Annotated in this window: 16 protein-coding genes; 10 read left to right on the plus strand and 6 right to left on the minus strand. The window is 71.5% G+C overall.

Annotated elements, in window-relative coordinates; translation table 11 throughout:
* Positions 1 to 139: 139 nt before the first annotated feature.
* Positions 140 to 373, minus strand: a complete 234-nt coding sequence (locus tag ACLQ2S_RS05035) for a DUF7455 domain-containing protein (RefSeq protein WP_155215552.1) — start codon at positions 371 to 373, stop codon at positions 140 to 142.
* Positions 374 to 617: 244 nt separating this feature from the next.
* Complete coding sequence (locus tag ACLQ2S_RS05040; protein WP_425701200.1) at positions 618 to 2,258, minus strand: RNA polymerase sigma factor; 1,641 nt, start codon at positions 2,256 to 2,258, stop codon at positions 618 to 620.
* Between the two features lie 285 nt (positions 2,259 to 2,543).
* Here ACLQ2S_RS05040 and ACLQ2S_RS05045 point away from each other — a divergent pair, with 285 nt between their 5' ends.
* A complete protein-coding gene (locus ACLQ2S_RS05045) occupies positions 2,544 to 3,365 on the plus strand; it encodes an inositol monophosphatase family protein (protein WP_155215551.1) in 822 nt (273 codons plus the stop codon).
* Between the two features lie 101 nt (positions 3,366 to 3,466).
* Here the strand turns inward: ACLQ2S_RS05045 and ACLQ2S_RS05050 are convergent, their stop codons facing one another.
* Positions 3,467 to 3,982, minus strand: a complete 516-nt coding sequence (locus tag ACLQ2S_RS05050) for a LytR C-terminal domain-containing protein (protein ID WP_309222809.1) — start codon at positions 3,980 to 3,982, stop codon at positions 3,467 to 3,469.
* Positions 3,983 to 4,409: 427 nt separating this feature from the next.
* On the opposite strand from ACLQ2S_RS05050, the gene ACLQ2S_RS05055 reads away from it, so the two are divergent.
* Complete coding sequence (locus ACLQ2S_RS05055; protein ID WP_007075406.1) at positions 4,410 to 4,706, plus strand: DUF4193 domain-containing protein; 297 nt, start codon at positions 4,410 to 4,412, stop codon at positions 4,704 to 4,706.
* A gap of 144 nt (positions 4,707 to 4,850) precedes the next feature.
* The gene (locus tag ACLQ2S_RS05060; RefSeq protein WP_155215549.1) at positions 4,851 to 5,645 is read left to right on the plus strand and encodes a hypothetical protein; all 795 of its coding nucleotides are present in this window, start codon (positions 4,851 to 4,853) and stop codon (positions 5,643 to 5,645) included.
* A gap of 44 nt (positions 5,646 to 5,689) precedes the next feature.
* Here the strand turns inward: ACLQ2S_RS05060 and ACLQ2S_RS05065 are convergent, their stop codons facing one another.
* Entirely contained in the window at positions 5,690 to 6,124 is a 435-nt protein-coding gene (locus ACLQ2S_RS05065) for a DUF3093 domain-containing protein (protein ID WP_155216031.1), read from the minus strand.
* 143 nt (positions 6,125 to 6,267) lie between these two features.
* On the opposite strand from ACLQ2S_RS05065, the gene dut reads away from it, so the two are divergent.
* The 4 genes from dut to ACLQ2S_RS05085 all read left to right on the plus strand — a co-directional run bounded on the left by dut (position 6,268) and on the right by ACLQ2S_RS05085 (position 8,746).
* On the plus strand, positions 6,268 to 6,798 hold the full coding sequence (gene dut / locus ACLQ2S_RS05070; RefSeq protein WP_309222808.1) for a dUTP diphosphatase: 531 nt from the start codon (positions 6,268 to 6,270) through the stop codon (positions 6,796 to 6,798).
* A complete protein-coding gene (locus tag ACLQ2S_RS05075) occupies positions 6,795 to 7,457 on the plus strand; it encodes a DUF3710 domain-containing protein (RefSeq protein ID WP_309222807.1) in 663 nt (220 codons plus the stop codon). Before dut ends, ACLQ2S_RS05075 begins: the two co-directional genes overlap by 4 nt.
* Positions 7,458 to 7,617: 160 nt before the next feature.
* The gene (locus tag ACLQ2S_RS05080; protein WP_155215547.1) at positions 7,618 to 7,998 is read left to right on the plus strand and encodes an OB-fold nucleic acid binding domain-containing protein; all 381 of its coding nucleotides are present in this window, start codon (positions 7,618 to 7,620) and stop codon (positions 7,996 to 7,998) included.
* A 31-nt stretch (positions 7,999 to 8,029) separates the two neighbouring features.
* The gene (locus ACLQ2S_RS05085; RefSeq protein WP_155215546.1) at positions 8,030 to 8,746 is read left to right on the plus strand and encodes a DUF3159 domain-containing protein; all 717 of its coding nucleotides are present in this window, start codon (positions 8,030 to 8,032) and stop codon (positions 8,744 to 8,746) included.
* A 35-nt stretch (positions 8,747 to 8,781) separates the two neighbouring features.
* On the opposite strand, the gene ACLQ2S_RS05090 is transcribed toward ACLQ2S_RS05085, so the two are convergent.
* Positions 8,782 to 9,471 carry a potassium channel family protein gene (locus ACLQ2S_RS05090; protein WP_155216027.1) on the minus strand — a complete coding sequence of 230 codons (690 nt, stop codon included), beginning with the start codon at positions 9,469 to 9,471 and terminating at the stop codon, positions 8,782 to 8,784.
* Positions 9,472 to 9,473: 2 nt separating this feature from the next.
* Positions 9,474 to 10,136 carry a potassium channel family protein gene (locus ACLQ2S_RS05095; RefSeq protein ID WP_309222806.1) on the minus strand — a complete coding sequence of 221 codons (663 nt, stop codon included), beginning with the start codon at positions 10,134 to 10,136 and terminating at the stop codon, positions 9,474 to 9,476.
* Positions 10,137 to 10,287: 151 nt separating this feature from the next.
* Between ACLQ2S_RS05095 and ACLQ2S_RS05100 the strand changes: the two genes are divergently transcribed.
* The 3 genes from ACLQ2S_RS05100 (at position 10,288) to dxs (ending at position 15,687) form a co-directional block, all read left to right on the plus strand.
* Positions 10,288 to 12,351, plus strand: a complete 2,064-nt coding sequence (locus ACLQ2S_RS05100) for an APC family permease (RefSeq protein WP_309222805.1) — start codon at positions 10,288 to 10,290, stop codon at positions 12,349 to 12,351.
* Positions 12,348 to 13,616, plus strand: a complete 1,269-nt coding sequence (locus tag ACLQ2S_RS05105) for a class I SAM-dependent RNA methyltransferase (RefSeq protein WP_155215545.1) — start codon at positions 12,348 to 12,350, stop codon at positions 13,614 to 13,616. Before ACLQ2S_RS05100 ends, ACLQ2S_RS05105 begins: the two co-directional genes overlap by 4 nt.
* A 124-nt stretch (positions 13,617 to 13,740) precedes the next feature.
* Positions 13,741 to 15,687 carry a 1-deoxy-D-xylulose-5-phosphate synthase gene (gene dxs, locus ACLQ2S_RS05110; protein ID WP_425701201.1) on the plus strand — a complete coding sequence of 649 codons (1,947 nt, stop codon included), beginning with the start codon at positions 13,741 to 13,743 and terminating at the stop codon, positions 15,685 to 15,687.
* Positions 15,688 to 15,721 lie beyond the last annotated feature (34 nt).

Raw genomic sequence — 15,721 nt, forward strand, 5'->3', positions numbered from 1 at the left:
CGGAAGCGCTTCCGCGACCAAAACTTCTTGATCAACACGTGGGGGCGGGGGTGGGGGTGGGGGTGGGGGGTATGGGGAAAGGCGGCCGGAGGCATCGTGGGATGCCTCCGGCCGCCTTTAGGTCGGGTTACTGAGCCCCTCAGTTGGCCATCAGGTCGGCGCCGCGCCAGGTGAACTCCGGATCCGTCGCGTACCGTACCGTGATCTTGACGAGATCCTCGGCGTACTTGTTGGCGTGGTGTCCACAGAACACCAGCTCACTGCCACCCGCGAGGGTGACTCGAAGCTTGCCAGCGGCATTACAGCGGTCGCACCGTTCATCGGCGGCCGGGGGGCTCACCGTCTCGGGCGGCGGCGTGAGGGTCGGGGTCATCGCCTTCCTCCTCTGGTCGTCACCGATGAACACTCTCTTCGGTCTTGGTCACCTATCGTGCAACATCCTTGCCGGGCCTCGCCTTCCCTGTGTGCCCGCGGGGGACCGAGGTCACACATGGCACGGACAGTGTGCCGTGCAACAAGGGTGCCACGTCAACGATCACATTCGTGCAACCGCCTGATCACCATCCGACGTTGTACATCTGGTGGTCAAACAGGCACGATCAGTTGACGGACGCGGATCAGTCGAGGTAATCGCGGAGCACCTGGGAACGGGACGGATGCCGGAGCTTGGACATCGTCTTCGACTCGATCTGCCGGATCCGCTCACGGGTCACGCCGTAGACCTGCCCGATCTCGTCCAGCGTACGGGGCTGGCCGTCGGTCAGCCCGAACCGCAGGCGTACCACGCCCGCCTCACGCTCGGACAACGTCTGCAACACCTGCTGAAGCTGATCCTGGAGCAGGGAGAACGAGACCGCGTCGACGGCGACCACCGCCTCCGAGTCCTCGATGAAGTCACCGAGCTGGCTGTCACCCTCGTCACCGATGGTCTGGTCGAGCGAGATGGGCTCCCGGGCGTACTGCTGGATCTCCAGCACCTTCTCCGGTGTGATGTCCATCTCCTTGGCCAGTTCCTCCGGCGTGGGCTCCCGGCCCAGATCCTGGAGCAACTCGCGCTGAATCCGGCCCAGCTTGTTGATCACTTCGACCATGTGGACCGGGATGCGGATGGTGCGGGCCTGGTCTGCCATGGCGCGGGTGATGGCCTGGCGGATCCACCAGGTGGCGTAGGTGGAGAACTTGTAGCCCTTGGTGTAGTCGAATTTCTCGACGGCGCGGATGAGGCCGAGGTTGCCTTCCTGGATGAGGTCGAGGAAGGCCATGCCACGGCCGGTGTACCGCTTGGCCAACGAGACGACCAGGCGGAGGTTCGCCTCCAGCAGGTGGTTCTTGGCCCGCTCGCCGTCCCGGGAGATCCACAGCAGGTCGCGCTGCATGTCCCGGGCGAGCTTCTCCTCACCCTCGTCGGCGGCCCGCAGACGCTCCGCGGCGTAGAGCCCGGCCTCGATCCGCTTGGCCAGCTCCACCTCCTGCTCGGCGTTGAGCAGCGGGACCTTGCCGATCTGCTTGAGGTACGCCCGGACAGAGTCCGCCGAGGCGGTCAACTCGGCGTCCCGGCGCGCCTGCTTCAGCGCCTCGGACTCTTCGTCGTCCCACTCGAAGTCGTTGTCGGTGGCGGAGTTCGCCGCGTCGGCGGCGGCGGCCTGGGCCAGCTCCGCCGGCTCCTCGACCACCACGTCCTCGATCTCGGCGGCGAGTTCCTCGGGGTTGACCTCGCCCTCGGCGGCGGCACCGCCCTCGGCGGCGGCACCGCCCGCGGCGGCGGCACCGCCCGCGGCGGCCTTGCCGGACTTCGCCGCGCCCGCCGCAGCGGCCACGGTGGCCTTGGTGGCCCGGGTGGACTTCTTCGCCGGCGCGGCGGCCTTGGCGGCCACCTCCGCGGTGGTGCCGGCCGCCTTACGCGAGGTCGCCTTGCGCGGCGCCGGCGCCGGTGCCTCCTCGGCGGCTGGCGCCTGCTTCGGGGCGGAAGCGGCTGCCTTCTTGGTGGTCTTGGCGGTGGTGGCTCGGGACGCTGGGGTGGCGGACCGGGCGGCGGCGACCCGTCGGCGGGTGCTGGCCGAGCCGTCGACCACGACGGTTACCCCGGCCTCGGAGAGCGCCCGCAGGATCTTCTTGGCCTGGGCCGGAGTCACCTCGGCGGACTCGACGGTGCGCGCGAGCTGGGCCGACGTGAGCTGGCCGCCGGCGCTCTGCGCGTGGGCGATCAGGGTGTCGGTGAGCGAGCGAACGTCGGCGCCGGTCTGGCGGGGTTCTGTCACGAATGACCTTCCGGAGGCGAAGAGCGAGCACGGCCGGGTTCGTCCGACGCAGCGTAGGGCACCGCGCCGAGCGATGTGGTTGAGGAACCCCCGTGTCCCGGGCCGGCCGGGTGTCGGGCGGCCCGTGGCGCGTGGGCAGGGGTGAATTGTAACGCCGTCTGCGGCCATCATCCTGCGCCGCACGGCTGATCGACGGTCGGGACCGCCGATTCGGTGCACATTTGGACTTTGTAAGGATGATACCCGCGCGAAAGCCGGATACCTGGCCGTGTGGGAAGGGGACGGATGACAGACCGTTCGGTGCCATCGCCACCGGAACTGCTGGAGGTCGCGATCGAGGTTGCCCGGGATGCGGCGGCCACCGCGTACCGGATGCGCACCGAGGGCGTCGCGGTCGAGGCGACCAAGAGCACCGTCACCGACGTGGTGACCGCGGCCGACCGGGCCGTGGAGCGCCAGATCATCGCCGAACTGCGCCGGCTACGGCCGGAGGACGCCGTGCTCGGCGAGGAGTACGGCGCGGCGGGCGGGGACGGCCCCCGGCCCCGGGTGCGGTGGATCGTCGACCCGATCGACGGCACCGTCAACTACCTGTACGGGCTGACGCACTGCGGCGTGTCGATCGCCGCGGAGGTGGACGGCGAGGTGGTGGCGGGTGTCGTACGCAACATCCACACCGGCGAGGAGTGGACCGCGACCGTCGGCGGGGGCGCCTGGCGCGACGGCCGGCGGTTGCGCTGCTCCACCGAGACCGATCTCGGTCAGGCGTTGGTGATCACCGGTTTCGGGTACGCCGCCGCCCGCCGGGTCCACCAGGCCCGGGTGGTCGCCGAACTGATCCCGCACGTACGCGACATCCGTCGCCTCGGTGCCGCCTCCGTCGACCTCTGCCTGGTCGCCGAGGGACGGGCGGACGCCTACTACGAGAAGGGCCTGGCCGCCTGGGACCAGGCCGCCGGGGTGCTGGTGGCCACCGAGGCGGGCGTACGGGTAGGCGGGCTCAAGGGGCTGGATCCGGGCCCCGAGATGGTCATCGCCGCCGCGCCGGCCCTGTTCGACGCGCTGCACGACCACCTCGCCGCGTTGGACGCCTCCGGCGGCCCCTGACCGAGGGGTGGGCGTCCGACGGGCCCTGTGGCCGGGTCGGGGTTGGTGCGGGACAACGCCGGGTCGGGCTCGGTGCGGGGCGGCCCGACGGGCCGGGTCGGTCAGTCGTCGACCACCATCGGGCAGGAGCCCGGCGGGGCGACCGGGGCGCCGAGGTCGCCGAGGGACTGGTTGACCTCGGTGGTGGTGGCCAACTGCTGGAAGCTGCTGCCCAGCACCACGTCGACGATGTCGTCCTCGCGCTTGGGGTTGTACTCCAGCTCGGCGTTGCCGAGGAAGTACGCCCGCAGCAGGTGCGCCGAGCCGACCCCCTTCGGGCCGTAGCGCAGGACCGCCACGTCGTCGATCTTCTTCTTCTGGTTGGCTTCCTTCTGGACCTGGAAGTCACGGTTGCGGAAGTCGTCACCGACGTTGGCGGCCAGCCCGGGGCGATCCGTGCCGTTGAGCACATTGATCTTGACGTCCTTGTGGTCCCGCAAGGTGACGTCGGCACGCGGCCAGTCTTCCGGGCAGCCCTCGCCGACACCGGCGTTACCCTGAGTGTCCTTGACCAGGGCAATGACCACGAAGACCAGGGCGACCACCGCCAGCATGCCGACGATTACGAGTGCTCGCACTCGCGCAAAGCTCATCAGGGCGCTCCCGGGCGATGGTGGGTGGCGGCGGCCGGCGGTCGGACCGTCCGCTGACCGTCGGATACGCCGCTGAGGTTAACGGGTGTCCGACGGTCGCGTGGAAACAGTCCGACATACCGGCGCGCCATCGGAGAACGGGGTAGTACTACCCCTATCTTCGTGTCGCCTGAGTCACATTGGGAACAACTTCCCGTGCAGGGGCGTACATCTCAGCCACGAGGGCGGTATACATGCCTCGCCCAAAGGGGGGGTAGGGTTCCGCGCTCGCCGGGGAGATCCTCTGGCGGTCTGGTCCGAGCGGTCGTCGGGTCAGGTGGCCGACACTTGCGGTGGCCGGCCAGCGGAACCGAAACAGCGTCGTCCGGCGTTACAACCGGAAGCGACAACATCGAAATGGGAGAGTGAACCGATGGCCACCGACTACGACGCCCCGCGCCGCGACGAGGTCGACCTCGGCGAGGACAGCCTGGAAGAGCTCAAGGCCCGGCGCGTCGACTCACAGTCGGGCGCCGTGGACGTCGACGAGGCCGAAGTGGCTGAGAGCTTCGAGTTGCCCGGCGCCGACCTTGCCGACGAGGAACTGACGGTCAAGGTGCTACCGATGCAGCAGGACGAGTTCCGCTGCGCCCGTTGCTTCCTCGTGCACCACCGCAGCCAGTTGGCGGTGGAGCGCAACGGCGAGCTGATCTGCCGAGAGTGCGTCTGAGAAGCAGGGCGACGACCACGACCACGGCGGCGACTCCACTGGGGAGTCGCCGCCGCCCGGCTCAGCGAGCGCCGCGCCGCGCAACCTGGTTGACTCGTTAGTCATGAGCGAGCGAATCGGCGGGCTCGGCGTCGTGATGCGGCCATGAGCGAGCACCACGCGCGTGCCGAGGACGGCACCGACGAGCTGGGGAAGACGGTCGCCGCGCTGACCGCCGACGAGATCGAGCCGGCGAAGCGGCGTCAGTTGCTCGGCCGGCTGGTCGGGCAGGCCCGGTCCCGAGGGATCGGCGACCTGTTCAAGCCACGGGCCGCGCTGCGCTGGATGGTGGAGACCGTCGCGGAGATCGCTCCACACGTACCGGTCCGTGACCTGGCCACCCTGCGTCGGCACTTTCCCGGCCTGGAAGGCGAGGACCTGGCCGACCGACTGGTCCGCAACGCATCCCGGGCCACGGCGGGGGTCGGTGCCGCCGGCGGTGGGGCCTCGGCGGTGCAGTGGACGGTCGCCCCGAGCCTGCTGTCCGCTCCGGTGCTGCTCGCGGCCGAGACGGTCGCCGTGGTGGCGGTGGAGCTGAAGCTGACCGGCGAGCTGCACGAGGTGTACGGCGTACCGCTGCCGGCCGGCGGCACCGAACGGGCGATCGCGTTGGTGCACGCCTGGGCGAGTCAGCGGGGAGTCAACCCGATGATGCCCGGGGTCGGCGTGGGCGCGGTGCTGGGTACGGCCGCCCGCAACGAGCTGCGGGAGACGCTGCTCAAGCGCTTCGGTCGCAACCTCACCACGCTGGGCCCGTTCCTGACCGGCGCGGCCGTGGCGAGCTACCTCAACCGGCGGGCCACCCGGTCCCTGGCCGACCAGCTCCGCACCGACCTGCGCCGGCAGCGACGGAGTCTGCCCGGTGCGCCACCCACCCCACCTGCCCTGCCGGGCTCCTGAGCGCCGGGGCGGCGTGCCGCAGCCGCAGGGCCGTCTCGCTCCGGTCAGCGCGCCGCGTCCCGCGCCGCCAGCAGGGCCTCGGCCAGCTCGACCGGATGTCGGGAGCTGACCACCCAGAACGGCGTGGGGTCGGCCGGATCGTTGAGGATCACCTGGACGGCCCCGGGGATCCACGGCCGCTGCACGACGAACGCCAGCGGGTCAGCGCCGACACCGAGCACCTCGCGCCGCCCCTCGGCGTCCAGGGCGATGGCGTCGGCGACGAACCGGACGGGCAGCCGGGCGTCGTCGACCCGCAACTCCCCGTCGGCCACCGCGATCCGAATCCGGCTCAGCCATGCCAGCCCGGCGACGGCGGCCGGAAGCAGCACCGCGAACGGCAGCCAGGCGCGTACGCCGGACCCGCCCATCCACACCTCCACCGCGAGCAGCGCGGCGGCGGCCAGCCCGGCGAGCCACATCCACCAGGGCAGACGCATTCGCTCGGCGTACGTCGGGGGTGCCGTGACGGACGAAGGTGGCGGTGACTGGCTCACTCGTGCCAGGGTACGGCGCGCCGACCCCCGGGTACCGGGCAGGATGGCAGGGTCACCCCCAGCGGAACCGACGAAAGAGGGACATCGTGACCGACGTGGTGCCCGTGCCGGTCCGGCGGCTCGACCCCGAGCTGCCGCTGCCGGCGTACGCCCATCCCGGTGACGCCGGTGCCGACCTGGTGGCGGCCGTGGACGTGGAGCTGCCCCCCGGCGGCCGGGCGCTGGTGCCGACCGGGGTGGCGATCGCGCTGCCCGAGGGGTACGTGGGCCTGGTGCATCCCCGATCGGGGCTTGCCGCCAGACTCGGCGTGACGGTGCTCAACGCGCCCGGTACGGTCGACGCCGGCTACCGGGGTGAGATCCTGGTCAACCTGATCAACCATGATCGGGCCGCGTCGGTGAAGATCGCCCGGGGCGACCGGATCGCACAGCTGGTTGTGCAACGGGTGGAACGGGCGATCTTCCAGCCGGTGGCCGAGCTGCCCGCGTCGGGGCGTGGGACCGGTGGGCACGGCTCCACCGGCGGCCACGCCGGGCTGGTACCACCGCCGGCCATGGACGGCGCGAACGGACACGATGGCACCGTGAGTGCGAACAGCGGAGGTTGGACGCAGTGATCTTCTCCCGAAAGCGGGCTGCGGGACGGCACGCCCTTGACGAGCGGGCGACCGTGCCCGAGGCCGCCCCGTCGGAACCGGAGCGGCCGGCGCGTGGGCCGTACGACATCACCGAGGCCCCGGAGGGGGTGCAGCGGCTCGACCTGGGCAGCCTGCAGATCCCGGCGGTGCCCGACGTCGAGGTGCGGGTGCAGGCCGACCCGCAGGGAGTGGTCCAGCAGGTGGTGCTGGTGCACGGCCAGAGCGCCCTGCAACTCGGTGCCTTCGCCGCCCCACGTTCCGAGGGGATCTGGGACGAGGTACGCGAGGAGATCCGCCAGTCGCTGTTCGCCGACGGCGCCGCCGCGCAGGAGGTCGAGGGTGAGTACGGCACGGAGCTGCACGCCCGGGTACGCACCGACGACGGCCTGACCGACCTGCGGTTCGTCGGCATCGACGGCCCGCGCTGGATGGTCCGGGCGGTCTACCAGGGGGCCGCGGCCACCGATCCGGCCGCCGCCGGTCCGTTGGCCCGCTGCCTGGACGGGCTGGTCGTCGACCGGGGGATGGAGGCCAAGCCGGTACGCGAGCCGCTGCCGCTGCGGTTGCCGCGCGAGGCGGCGGAGCAGGCCGCGACGACCGGTGAACGGTCCGACGCGGCGTCGACGCCCGGCCGCTGAGCGTTCCTCGGAAACCCGGTGTCAGCCCGGCCGCACGGCGCTTCCGGTCCGCCGGAAGCGCCCGTTCCGGCGTACGCTGGCGGGTATCCTCGCGGCTGCCGTCCGCGGGCGGTTGCTTCCGGTGCCTGCCGGCCGGCGTGGAGAGGGTGACGCGCAGCTCATGACCACCGACGAGGGTCAGGGTTCGCTGCGGCGGATGTTGCGACGGCTGACCGCGAGCGAGGCCGAGATCGAGGCGCAGCAGTTGCAGCGGGAGAGCGCCCGCTGTGGCGCGGTGCCGGTGCGGCACTGCACGCGGGGGCAGGTGGCGTCGGTCAGCGGTCGGCTGCGTACCGTCGTCTACACCCCTAGGACGAACCTGCCCGCGCTGGAGGCGGATCTCTACGACGGCAGTGACGTCGTGACCCTGGTCTGGCTCGGGCGGCGGCACATCGTCGGCATCGAGCCGGGGCGGCACCTGACGGCCCGGGGCCGGGTCGCGGTGCGCGACGACCGCAAGGTGATCTACAACCCGTACTACGAGCTGGAGCCGTCGAAGTGAACCTGCGGGCGTTGCGGATGGACAGCGGACGATGACGACCGGACAGCACCCGGCGACCCAGCCGGAGGCCGGGCCGGCGGACGAGGAGCGGCTGCCCACCGTCGCCGAGCAGATGGCCGACCAGCTCGGCGGCTGGCGAGGACTGGCCGAGTCCAGCATCCCGGTGGTGATCTTCGTGATCGCCAACATCGTCGGCGAGCTGCGGCCCGCCGTGATCGCGTCGGTGGCGGTGGCGGTGCTGATCGGCGGGCTGCGGCTGGCTCAGCGCCGGCCGGTGCGGCACGCGGTCAACGGCCTGTTCGGCATCGGGATCGGTGCCGCCATCGCCTGGCGCACCGGTGACGCGCGCGACTTCTACCTGCCCGGCATCCTCTACGGCATCGGCTACGGTCTGGCCCTGCTGCTCTCGGCGGTGATCCGGCAGCCGCTGGTCGGCTGGATCTGGTCGGTGCTGGTGGCCAAGGGCAGCTCGCAGTGGCGCGAGGATCCGGTGCTGGTCCGCACCTTCACCAGACTGACCGTGCTGTGGGGCGTGGTGTGGCTGGCCAAGGTCGGCGTGCAGGCCGCCATCTACCTGGCGGCCCGCCGGTTCGACCAGCTCGGCGACGAGGCCGCGGCCGCCGACATGGAGACCGCCCTCGGGGTGGCGCGACTGGCCCTGGGCTACCCGCCGTACGTGCTGCTGTTGCTGATCACGGTCTGGACGGTGCGGCGGGTCACCCGCCGGACGGAGCCGCTGGCCGGCTGAGCCGCAGCGGTGGTGACCCAGGCCGGGACGGCCGCTCAGTGTGACTCGCGGGTACGCTCCACGCTGTCCGGGCCGAGCACCACCGCCCGGACGGCGTCCTCCATCTCGGCGGTGCAGACGAAGACCAGTTCGTCGCCGGCCTCGATCGGGTCGTCCGGGCTGGGCACCAGGACCCGCTTGCCGCGCAGGATCGCCACCAGCGCGGAATCCCGGGGCAGTGGAACCTCGCGCAGCGGGCGTCCGACGTAGGGCGCGGTCGGCGGCAACGTGATCTCGACCAGGTTCGCCTCGGACTGCCGGAACGTCATCAGACGGACCAGGTCACCGACGGTCACCGCCTCCTCGACCAGCGCGGCCATCACCCGTGGCTTGCTGACCGCCACGTCCACGCCCCACTGCTCGGTGAACAGCCACTCGTTCTCGGCCCGGTTGACCCGGGCGACCACCCTAGGCACCGCGAACTCGGTCTTGGCCAGCAGCGAGACCACGAGGTTGACCTTGTCGTCGCCGGTGGCCGCGACCACCACGTCGCAGTCGGCCAGCTCGGCCTCCTCCAGGCTGGCCAGCTCGCAGGCGTCGGCCAGTACCCACTGCGCCTCCGGCACCCGGGCGGGGCGGAGCATCCGGGGCTGCCGCTCGATGAGCATCACCTGGTGGCCGTTCTCGATCAGCTCCTGGGCGATGGAACGGCCCACGTTGCCGGCACCGGCGATCGCGATCCGCATGGTCACTGACCCCCTTCGGGTGTCGCCGCCACGGACGTGACCGCCGCCACCATGTCGTCGGTGACCAGCATGAAAACCTGGTCGCCCTCCTGCACCACGCTGGAGGCGGTGGGCAGCGTGCCGATGCCGAAACGGGTCAGGTACGCCACCCGGGCACCGGTCGCCTCCTCCAGATCCCGCACCGGACGGCCGATCCAGTCCTTGTGCACCGGCACCTCCACGATCGAGACGGTGCTGGTGGGGTCGCGGAAGATCTCCACGTTGCCCTCGGGCAGCAGGTGGCGCAGCATCCGGTCGGCCGTCCACCGGACGGTGGCCACGGTGGGGATGCCCAGCCGTTCGTAGACCTGCGCTCGGCGCTGGTCGTAGATGCGGGCCGCGACCCGGACCACGCCGAAGTTCTCCCGGGCCAACCGGGCCGAGATGATGTTGGAGTTGTCGCCGCTGGAGACGGCGGCGAAGGCGTCGGCCCGTTCGATGCCGGCCTGGCGCAGCACGTCGCCGTCGAAGCCCACCCCGGTGACCGTGACGCCCGTGAAGTCCGGGCGCAGCCGACGGAAGGCGTCCGCGTCCTGGTCGATGATCGCGACCGAGTGCCCCCGGGACTCCAGGCTGTGGGCCAGGGTCGAGCCGACCCGACCACAACCCATGATCACGATGTGCACGCTGCCTCCCACGGTGGTGCCGCCGCGCCTCGTCGTCTGCGAGCCTGCCACGTCCGGGCCGCAGGCGGGGACCGACGGTACTCCTGTGCTGGTGATGGCCGTGGCCGGGCACCCCACGCTCCCACCGGTGGTGGTCGTACGCTGTGCCGTTGTGGCCCGATCCACCTCGCTGCTGAAGCGGCTGCTCGTCGGCCGGCCGTTCCGGTCCGACCGGCTCAAGCACACCGTGCTGCCGAAGCGCATCGCCCTGCCCGTCTTCGCCTCGGACGCGTTGTCGAGCGTGGCGTACGCGCCGGACGAGATCCTGCTGATGCTCTCCATCGCGGGAGCCTCGGCGTTCGTGTTCTCGCCGTGGGTCGCCCTCGGCGTGGTGGTGGTCATGCTGACCGTGGTGGCCAGCTACCGGCAGAACGTGCACGCGTACCCCTCGGGCGGCGGCGACTACGAGGTGGCGACGGTCAACCTCGGCCCGCGAGCCGGGGTGGGGGTGGCCAGCGCGCTGCTGGTCGACTACGTCCTCACCGTCGCCGTGTCGGTCTCCTCCGGGGTGGCCAACCTCGGCTCGGTGATCCCGTTCGTGGGGACCCACAAGGTGCTCATCGCGGTCTCCGCCGTGGTGTTGCTGAGCGCGGTCAACCTGCGGGGGCTCAAGGAGGCGGGCAGCGCCTTCGCCATCCCGACGTACGGCTTCATGATCGTGATCATCGGGATGATCCTCACCGGGCTGGTCCGGATCGTGGTGCTCGGCGAGGAACTGCGCGCGCCCAGCGCCGACCTGGTCGTCGCCGCCGAGTGGCACGACACCACCGGCTGGGCGATGGCGTTCCTGCTGTTGCGGAGCTTCTCCTCCGGCTGCGCCGCGCTGACCGGCGTGGAGGCGATCTCCAACGGGGTGCCGGCGTTCAAGGCGCCGAAGAGTCGCAACGCCGCGACCACGCTGCTGATGCTCGGCCTGGTCTCGGTGACGATGCTGGTCGGCATCGTCTGGTTGGCGCGGCTCACCGGGCTCCAGTTCGTCGAGAACCCGGCCGTGCAGATCGTCGCCGGCCCGGACGGCTACGTGCAGAAGACCGTCACCGCCCAGCTCGGCGAGACGGTCTTCGGGTCGGGGTCGGTGCTGCTGTTCCTGGTCGTCGGGGTGACCGCCACGATCCTGTTCGTGGCCGCCAACACGGCCTTCAGCGGCTTCCCGGTGCTCGGTTCGATCCTCGCCCAGGACCGTTACCTGCCCCGACAGCTGCACACCCGGGGTGACCGGCTGGCCTTCTCCAACGGGATCCTCTTCCTGGCCGGTTTCGCGATCCTGCTGATCGTCGTTTTCCAGGCCGAGGTGACCAAGCTCATCCAGCTCTACATCGTCGGCGTCTTCGTCTCGTTCACCCTCTCCCAGGCCGGGATGATCCGGCACTGGAACCGGCTGCTGGGCCGGGAGCGGGATCCGCAGGCGCGCCGTCGGATGGTCCGCTCCCGGGCGATCAACGCCTTCGGCATGGCGATGACCGCCGCGGTGCTGGTGATCGTGCTGATCACCAAGTTCCTGCTCGGTGCGTGGATCGCCATCGTCGCGATGGGTCTGATCTACGTGTTGATGCTGGCCATCCGGCGGCACTACGACCGGGTGGCCGTCGAACTGGCCCCGGACGAGGGGCGTCCGGTGCTGCCGGCCCGCAACCACGCCATCGTGCTGGTCAGCAAACTGCACCAACCGACCCTGCGGGCGGTGGCGTACGCGCAGGCCACCCGGCCGGACACACTCACCGCGGTGACCGTGAACGTCGACGACCACGACACCCGGCAGTTGCAGGGCGACTGGGAACGACGGGACGTGCCGATCCCGTTGACGGTGATCGACTCGCCGTACCGGGAGATCACCCGCCCGATCCTGAACTACGTGGCCGGGGTGCGCCGTGCGTCACCGCGTGACGTGGTGACGGTCTTCATCCCCGAGTACGTGGTGGGACGCTGGTGGGAGAACCTGCTGCACAACCAGAGTGCGTTGCGGCTCAAGGGGCGACTGCTGTTCGAGCCGGGGGTGATGGTGACCAGCGTGCCGTGGCAGCTCGCCTCGACCGCCGGCAAGGACCTGGACCGACTGGACGCCACGCTGGGCCGTGGACCGGCCCGCGGCCCCCGGGTCACCCCGCGCGGCACCCTGCCACCCGTCGTTCCGCCGTTGGATCCGGAGCGCGACCCGATGGACGGTGAACCGCGATGAGTGAACGTCGGCGACGCGCCGAACCTGGTGAGGGAGGCGTGATCAGCGGGCTGGAGGAGGCCGAGCGGGTCGAGTTGACCGTCGCGGCGGTGGCGCCCGGTGGGCACTGCGTGGCCCGGGTGGACGGCCAGGTGGTCTTCGTCCGGCACGCCCTACCAGGTGAGCGGGTGCTGGCCGAGGTGACCGAGGTGCACCGGGGCTTCGTCCGGGCCGACGCGGTCACCGTGCTGGAGGCGGCCCCGGAGCGGGTCACCCCACCCTGCCCGTACGCGCGCCCGGGCCGCTGCGGCGGCTGCGACCTGCAACACGTCGCCCCGGACGCCCAGTTGCGCTGGAAGGAGGCGGTGGTCCGTGAGCAGCTCATCCGCCTCGGCGGCCTGGACGAGGCCGCCTGTGACGCGCTCGGCCTGCGGGTGACCGCGTTGCCCGGTGGTCCGTTGGGCTGGCGATCCCGGGTGCGGTACGCGGTCGACGCGGCCGGGCGCGCCGGGCTGCTCAAGCACCGCTCACACGAGGTGGTGCCGATCGACCGCTGCCTGATCGCCCACCCGGCCATCCAGGAGCTGCCGGTGCTCACCGCCGCCGGGGTGAGCTGGCCGGATGCCGAGGCGGTGGAGGCGGTCGCCTCCACCGGCGGGGATGTGGCGGTGACCGCCGTCGCGGCCGGGACCGCCCGTCGGGTCAGTGGCCCGGACCGGGTCCGGGAGCGGGCCGCCGGTCGGGAATGGACGGTGCCCACCTCGTCCTTCTGGCAGGTGCATCCCGCCGCTGCGGACACCCTGGTCGACGCGGTGTTGGAGCTGACCGACCCTCGGCCGGGGGAGCGGGCCTGGGATCTCTACGGTGGCGCCGGCCTGTTCGCGGCGGCGCTGGCCGCTCGGGTGGGCGAGACCGGGCGGGTCACCCTGGTCGAGGCGGCCGGTGACGGCGTCACGGCGGCCCGGGAGAACCTGCGCGACCTGCCGGTCGTGGAGGTGGTGGCGGCCCGGGTGGAGACCGCCCTGGCCCGTCGCCGGGTCACCGGCCCGGTCGACGTGGTGGTGCTTGACCCGCCCCGGACCGGGGCCGGAGCGCGGGTGGTGCGTGACGTGGTGGCCGCCGGACCCCGGACGGTGGCGTACGTGGCCTGTGACCCGGCCGCGTTCGCCCGGGATGTGCGGGTCTTCGCCGACCTGGGGTGGCGGCTGACGGCGCTGCGCGGGTACGACCTGTTTCCGATGACCCAGCACGTGGAACTGGTCGGGCTGCTCTCACCCACTCGCTGAGGTGTAAGGAAGGGACCCTTCCTATACCGCAGGCGTTAGTAAGGGGCCCTTCCTTACCAGCGGGAGGTGGGTGGGGGTCGCGCCCGGGCTGCGCGGTGTGCCAGGGCCGATAGACTCTGCGCTCATGAGTGTTGAAGAGGACACGGCCAACCACGGCCGGCTGCTGGCCACGGTGCACGGTCCCCAGGACGTCAAGCGGATGTCAGCCACCGAGCTGGAGATCCTCGCCGCCGAGATCCGTGACTTCCTGATCGCCAAGGTGTCGCGTACCGGCGGGCATATCGGGCCGAACCTGGGCGTGGTGGAACTCACCCTGGCCCTGCACCGGGTCTTCGACTCTCCCCGGGACCGGATGCTCTTCGACACCGGCCACCAGGCGTACGTGCACAAGATCCTCACCGGTCGGCAGGGCGGCTTCGACCAGCTGCGCCAGCGCGGCGGCCTCTCCGGCTACCCCAGCCAGGCCGAGAGTGAGCACGACATCATCGAGAACTCGCACGCCTCGACCGCCCTGTCGTACGCCGACGGGCTGGCCAAGGCGTACGCGTTGCGCGGCGAGTCGCGGACCGTGGTCGCCGTGGTGGGCGACGGCGCGCTGACCGGCGGCATGTGCTGGGAGGCGCTGAACAACATCGCGGCCACCGAGAACCCGCTGGTCATCGTGGTCAATGACAACGGCCGCTCGTACGCGCCGACGATCGGCGGCCTCGCCCACCACCTCTCCACGCTGCGGCTCAACCCCGGCTACGAGAAGGTCCTGGACGCCGTCAAGGACGCGCTCGGCTCGACCCCGCTGGTCGGTAAGCCGATGTACGAGGTGCTGCACGCGGTCAAGCGCGGCATCAAGGACGCGGTCGCGCCGCAGGCGATGTTCGAGGACCTCGGCATCAAGTACGTCGGCCCGGTCGACGGGCACGACCTCACTGCCGTCGAGGCGGCGCTGCGGGCGGCGAAGAACTTCGGTGGCCCGGTGATCGTGCACGCGGTCACCCGCAAGGGCTACGGCTACCGCCCCGCCGAGGAGGACGAGGCGGACTGCTTCCACGGCCCCGGCGCCTTCGACATCGCCACCGGCAAGGCCACCGCCGCGCCGTCGGTGAAGTGGACCAACGTCTTCGCCGACGAGCTGGTCAAGATCGCCGACGAGCGGCCTGACGTGGTGGGCATCACCGCCGCGATGGCCGAGCCGACCGGCATCGCGAAGCTGGCCCGCAAGTACCCGGAGCGCACGTACGACGTGGGCATCGCCGAGCAGCACGCCGCCACCTCGGCGGCGGGCCTGGCGCTCGGTGGGTTGCACCCGGTGGTGGCGGTCTACGCGACCTTCCTCAACCGGGCCTTCGACCAGGTCCTGCTGGACGTGGCGATGCACAAGCTGCCGGTCACCTTCGTGCTGGACCGCGCCGGCATCACCGGCCCGGACGGGCCGAGCCACTACGGCATCTGGGACATGTCGGTCTTCGGCGTGGTGCCCGGTCTGCGGATCGCGGCGCCCCGCGACGCCGCCACCCTCCGCGAGGAGCTGCGCGAGGCGGTCGCTGTCGACGACGGCCCGACCGTGCTGCGCTACCCGACCGGTGCGGTCGCCGCCGACCTGCCCGCCGTACGGCGGGTCGGGCCGGTCGACGTGCTGGCCGAGTCGGCGCGTACCGACGTGCTGCTCGTCGCGGTGGGCGCCTTCGGCCAGCTCGGCATGGAGGTGGCCGCCCGGGTCGCCGAGCAGGGCTACGGGGTCACCGTGGTCGACCCGCGCTGGGTCCGCCCGATTCCGCCCGAACTCGTCGAGCTGGCCAAGGGACACCGGCTGGTGGTCACCGTCGAGGACGGCGTGCGGGTCGGCGGCGTCGGTGACGGCCTCGCCCAGGCGATGCGCGACGCCGACGTCCAGGTGCCGCTGCGCGACCTGGGGGTGCCGGCCGACTGGCACCCGCACGGCTCGCGTGGCCAGATCCTGGCCGACCTCGGCCTGACCGCCCAGGACGTGGCCCGCGACATCACCGGCTGGATCTCCCGCCTCGACACCGAGCCGGTGGACCCGCCTCGCCTGACCTCCAACCCCACCGCCAACTGACCGTCCGGACCCACCCCCGAACCACCGCGTCGAC

The sequence above is a fragment of the Micromonospora sp. DT48 genome (assembly GCF_049844495.1).
Lineage (GTDB): Bacteria > Actinomycetota > Actinomycetes > Mycobacteriales > Micromonosporaceae > Micromonospora.

Coding starts and splice junctions, on each gene's coding strand:
- ACLQ2S_RS05035 (WP_155215552.1), bottom strand. CDS start 373: ATGACCCCGACCCTCACGCCGCCGCCCGAGACGGTGAGCCCCCCGGCC.
- ACLQ2S_RS05045 (WP_155215551.1), top strand. CDS start 2,544: ATGACAGACCGTTCGGTGCCATCGCCACCGGAACTGCTGGAGGTCGCG.
- ACLQ2S_RS05055 (WP_007075406.1), top strand. CDS start 4,410: ATGGCCACCGACTACGACGCCCCGCGCCGCGACGAGGTCGACCTCGGC.
- ACLQ2S_RS05060 (WP_155215549.1), top strand. CDS start 4,851: ATGAGCGAGCACCACGCGCGTGCCGAGGACGGCACCGACGAGCTGGGG.
- ACLQ2S_RS05065 (WP_155216031.1), bottom strand. CDS start 6,124: ATGCGTCTGCCCTGGTGGATGTGGCTCGCCGGGCTGGCCGCCGCCGCG.
- ACLQ2S_RS05080 (WP_155215547.1), top strand. CDS start 7,618: ATGACCACCGACGAGGGTCAGGGTTCGCTGCGGCGGATGTTGCGACGG.
- ACLQ2S_RS05085 (WP_155215546.1), top strand. CDS start 8,030: ATGACGACCGGACAGCACCCGGCGACCCAGCCGGAGGCCGGGCCGGCG.
- ACLQ2S_RS05090 (WP_155216027.1), bottom strand. CDS start 9,471: ATGCGGATCGCGATCGCCGGTGCCGGCAACGTGGGCCGTTCCATCGCC.
- ACLQ2S_RS05105 (WP_155215545.1), top strand. CDS start 12,348: ATGAGTGAACGTCGGCGACGCGCCGAACCTGGTGAGGGAGGCGTGATC.
- dxs (WP_425701201.1), top strand. CDS start 13,741: ATGAGTGTTGAAGAGGACACGGCCAACCACGGCCGGCTGCTGGCCACG.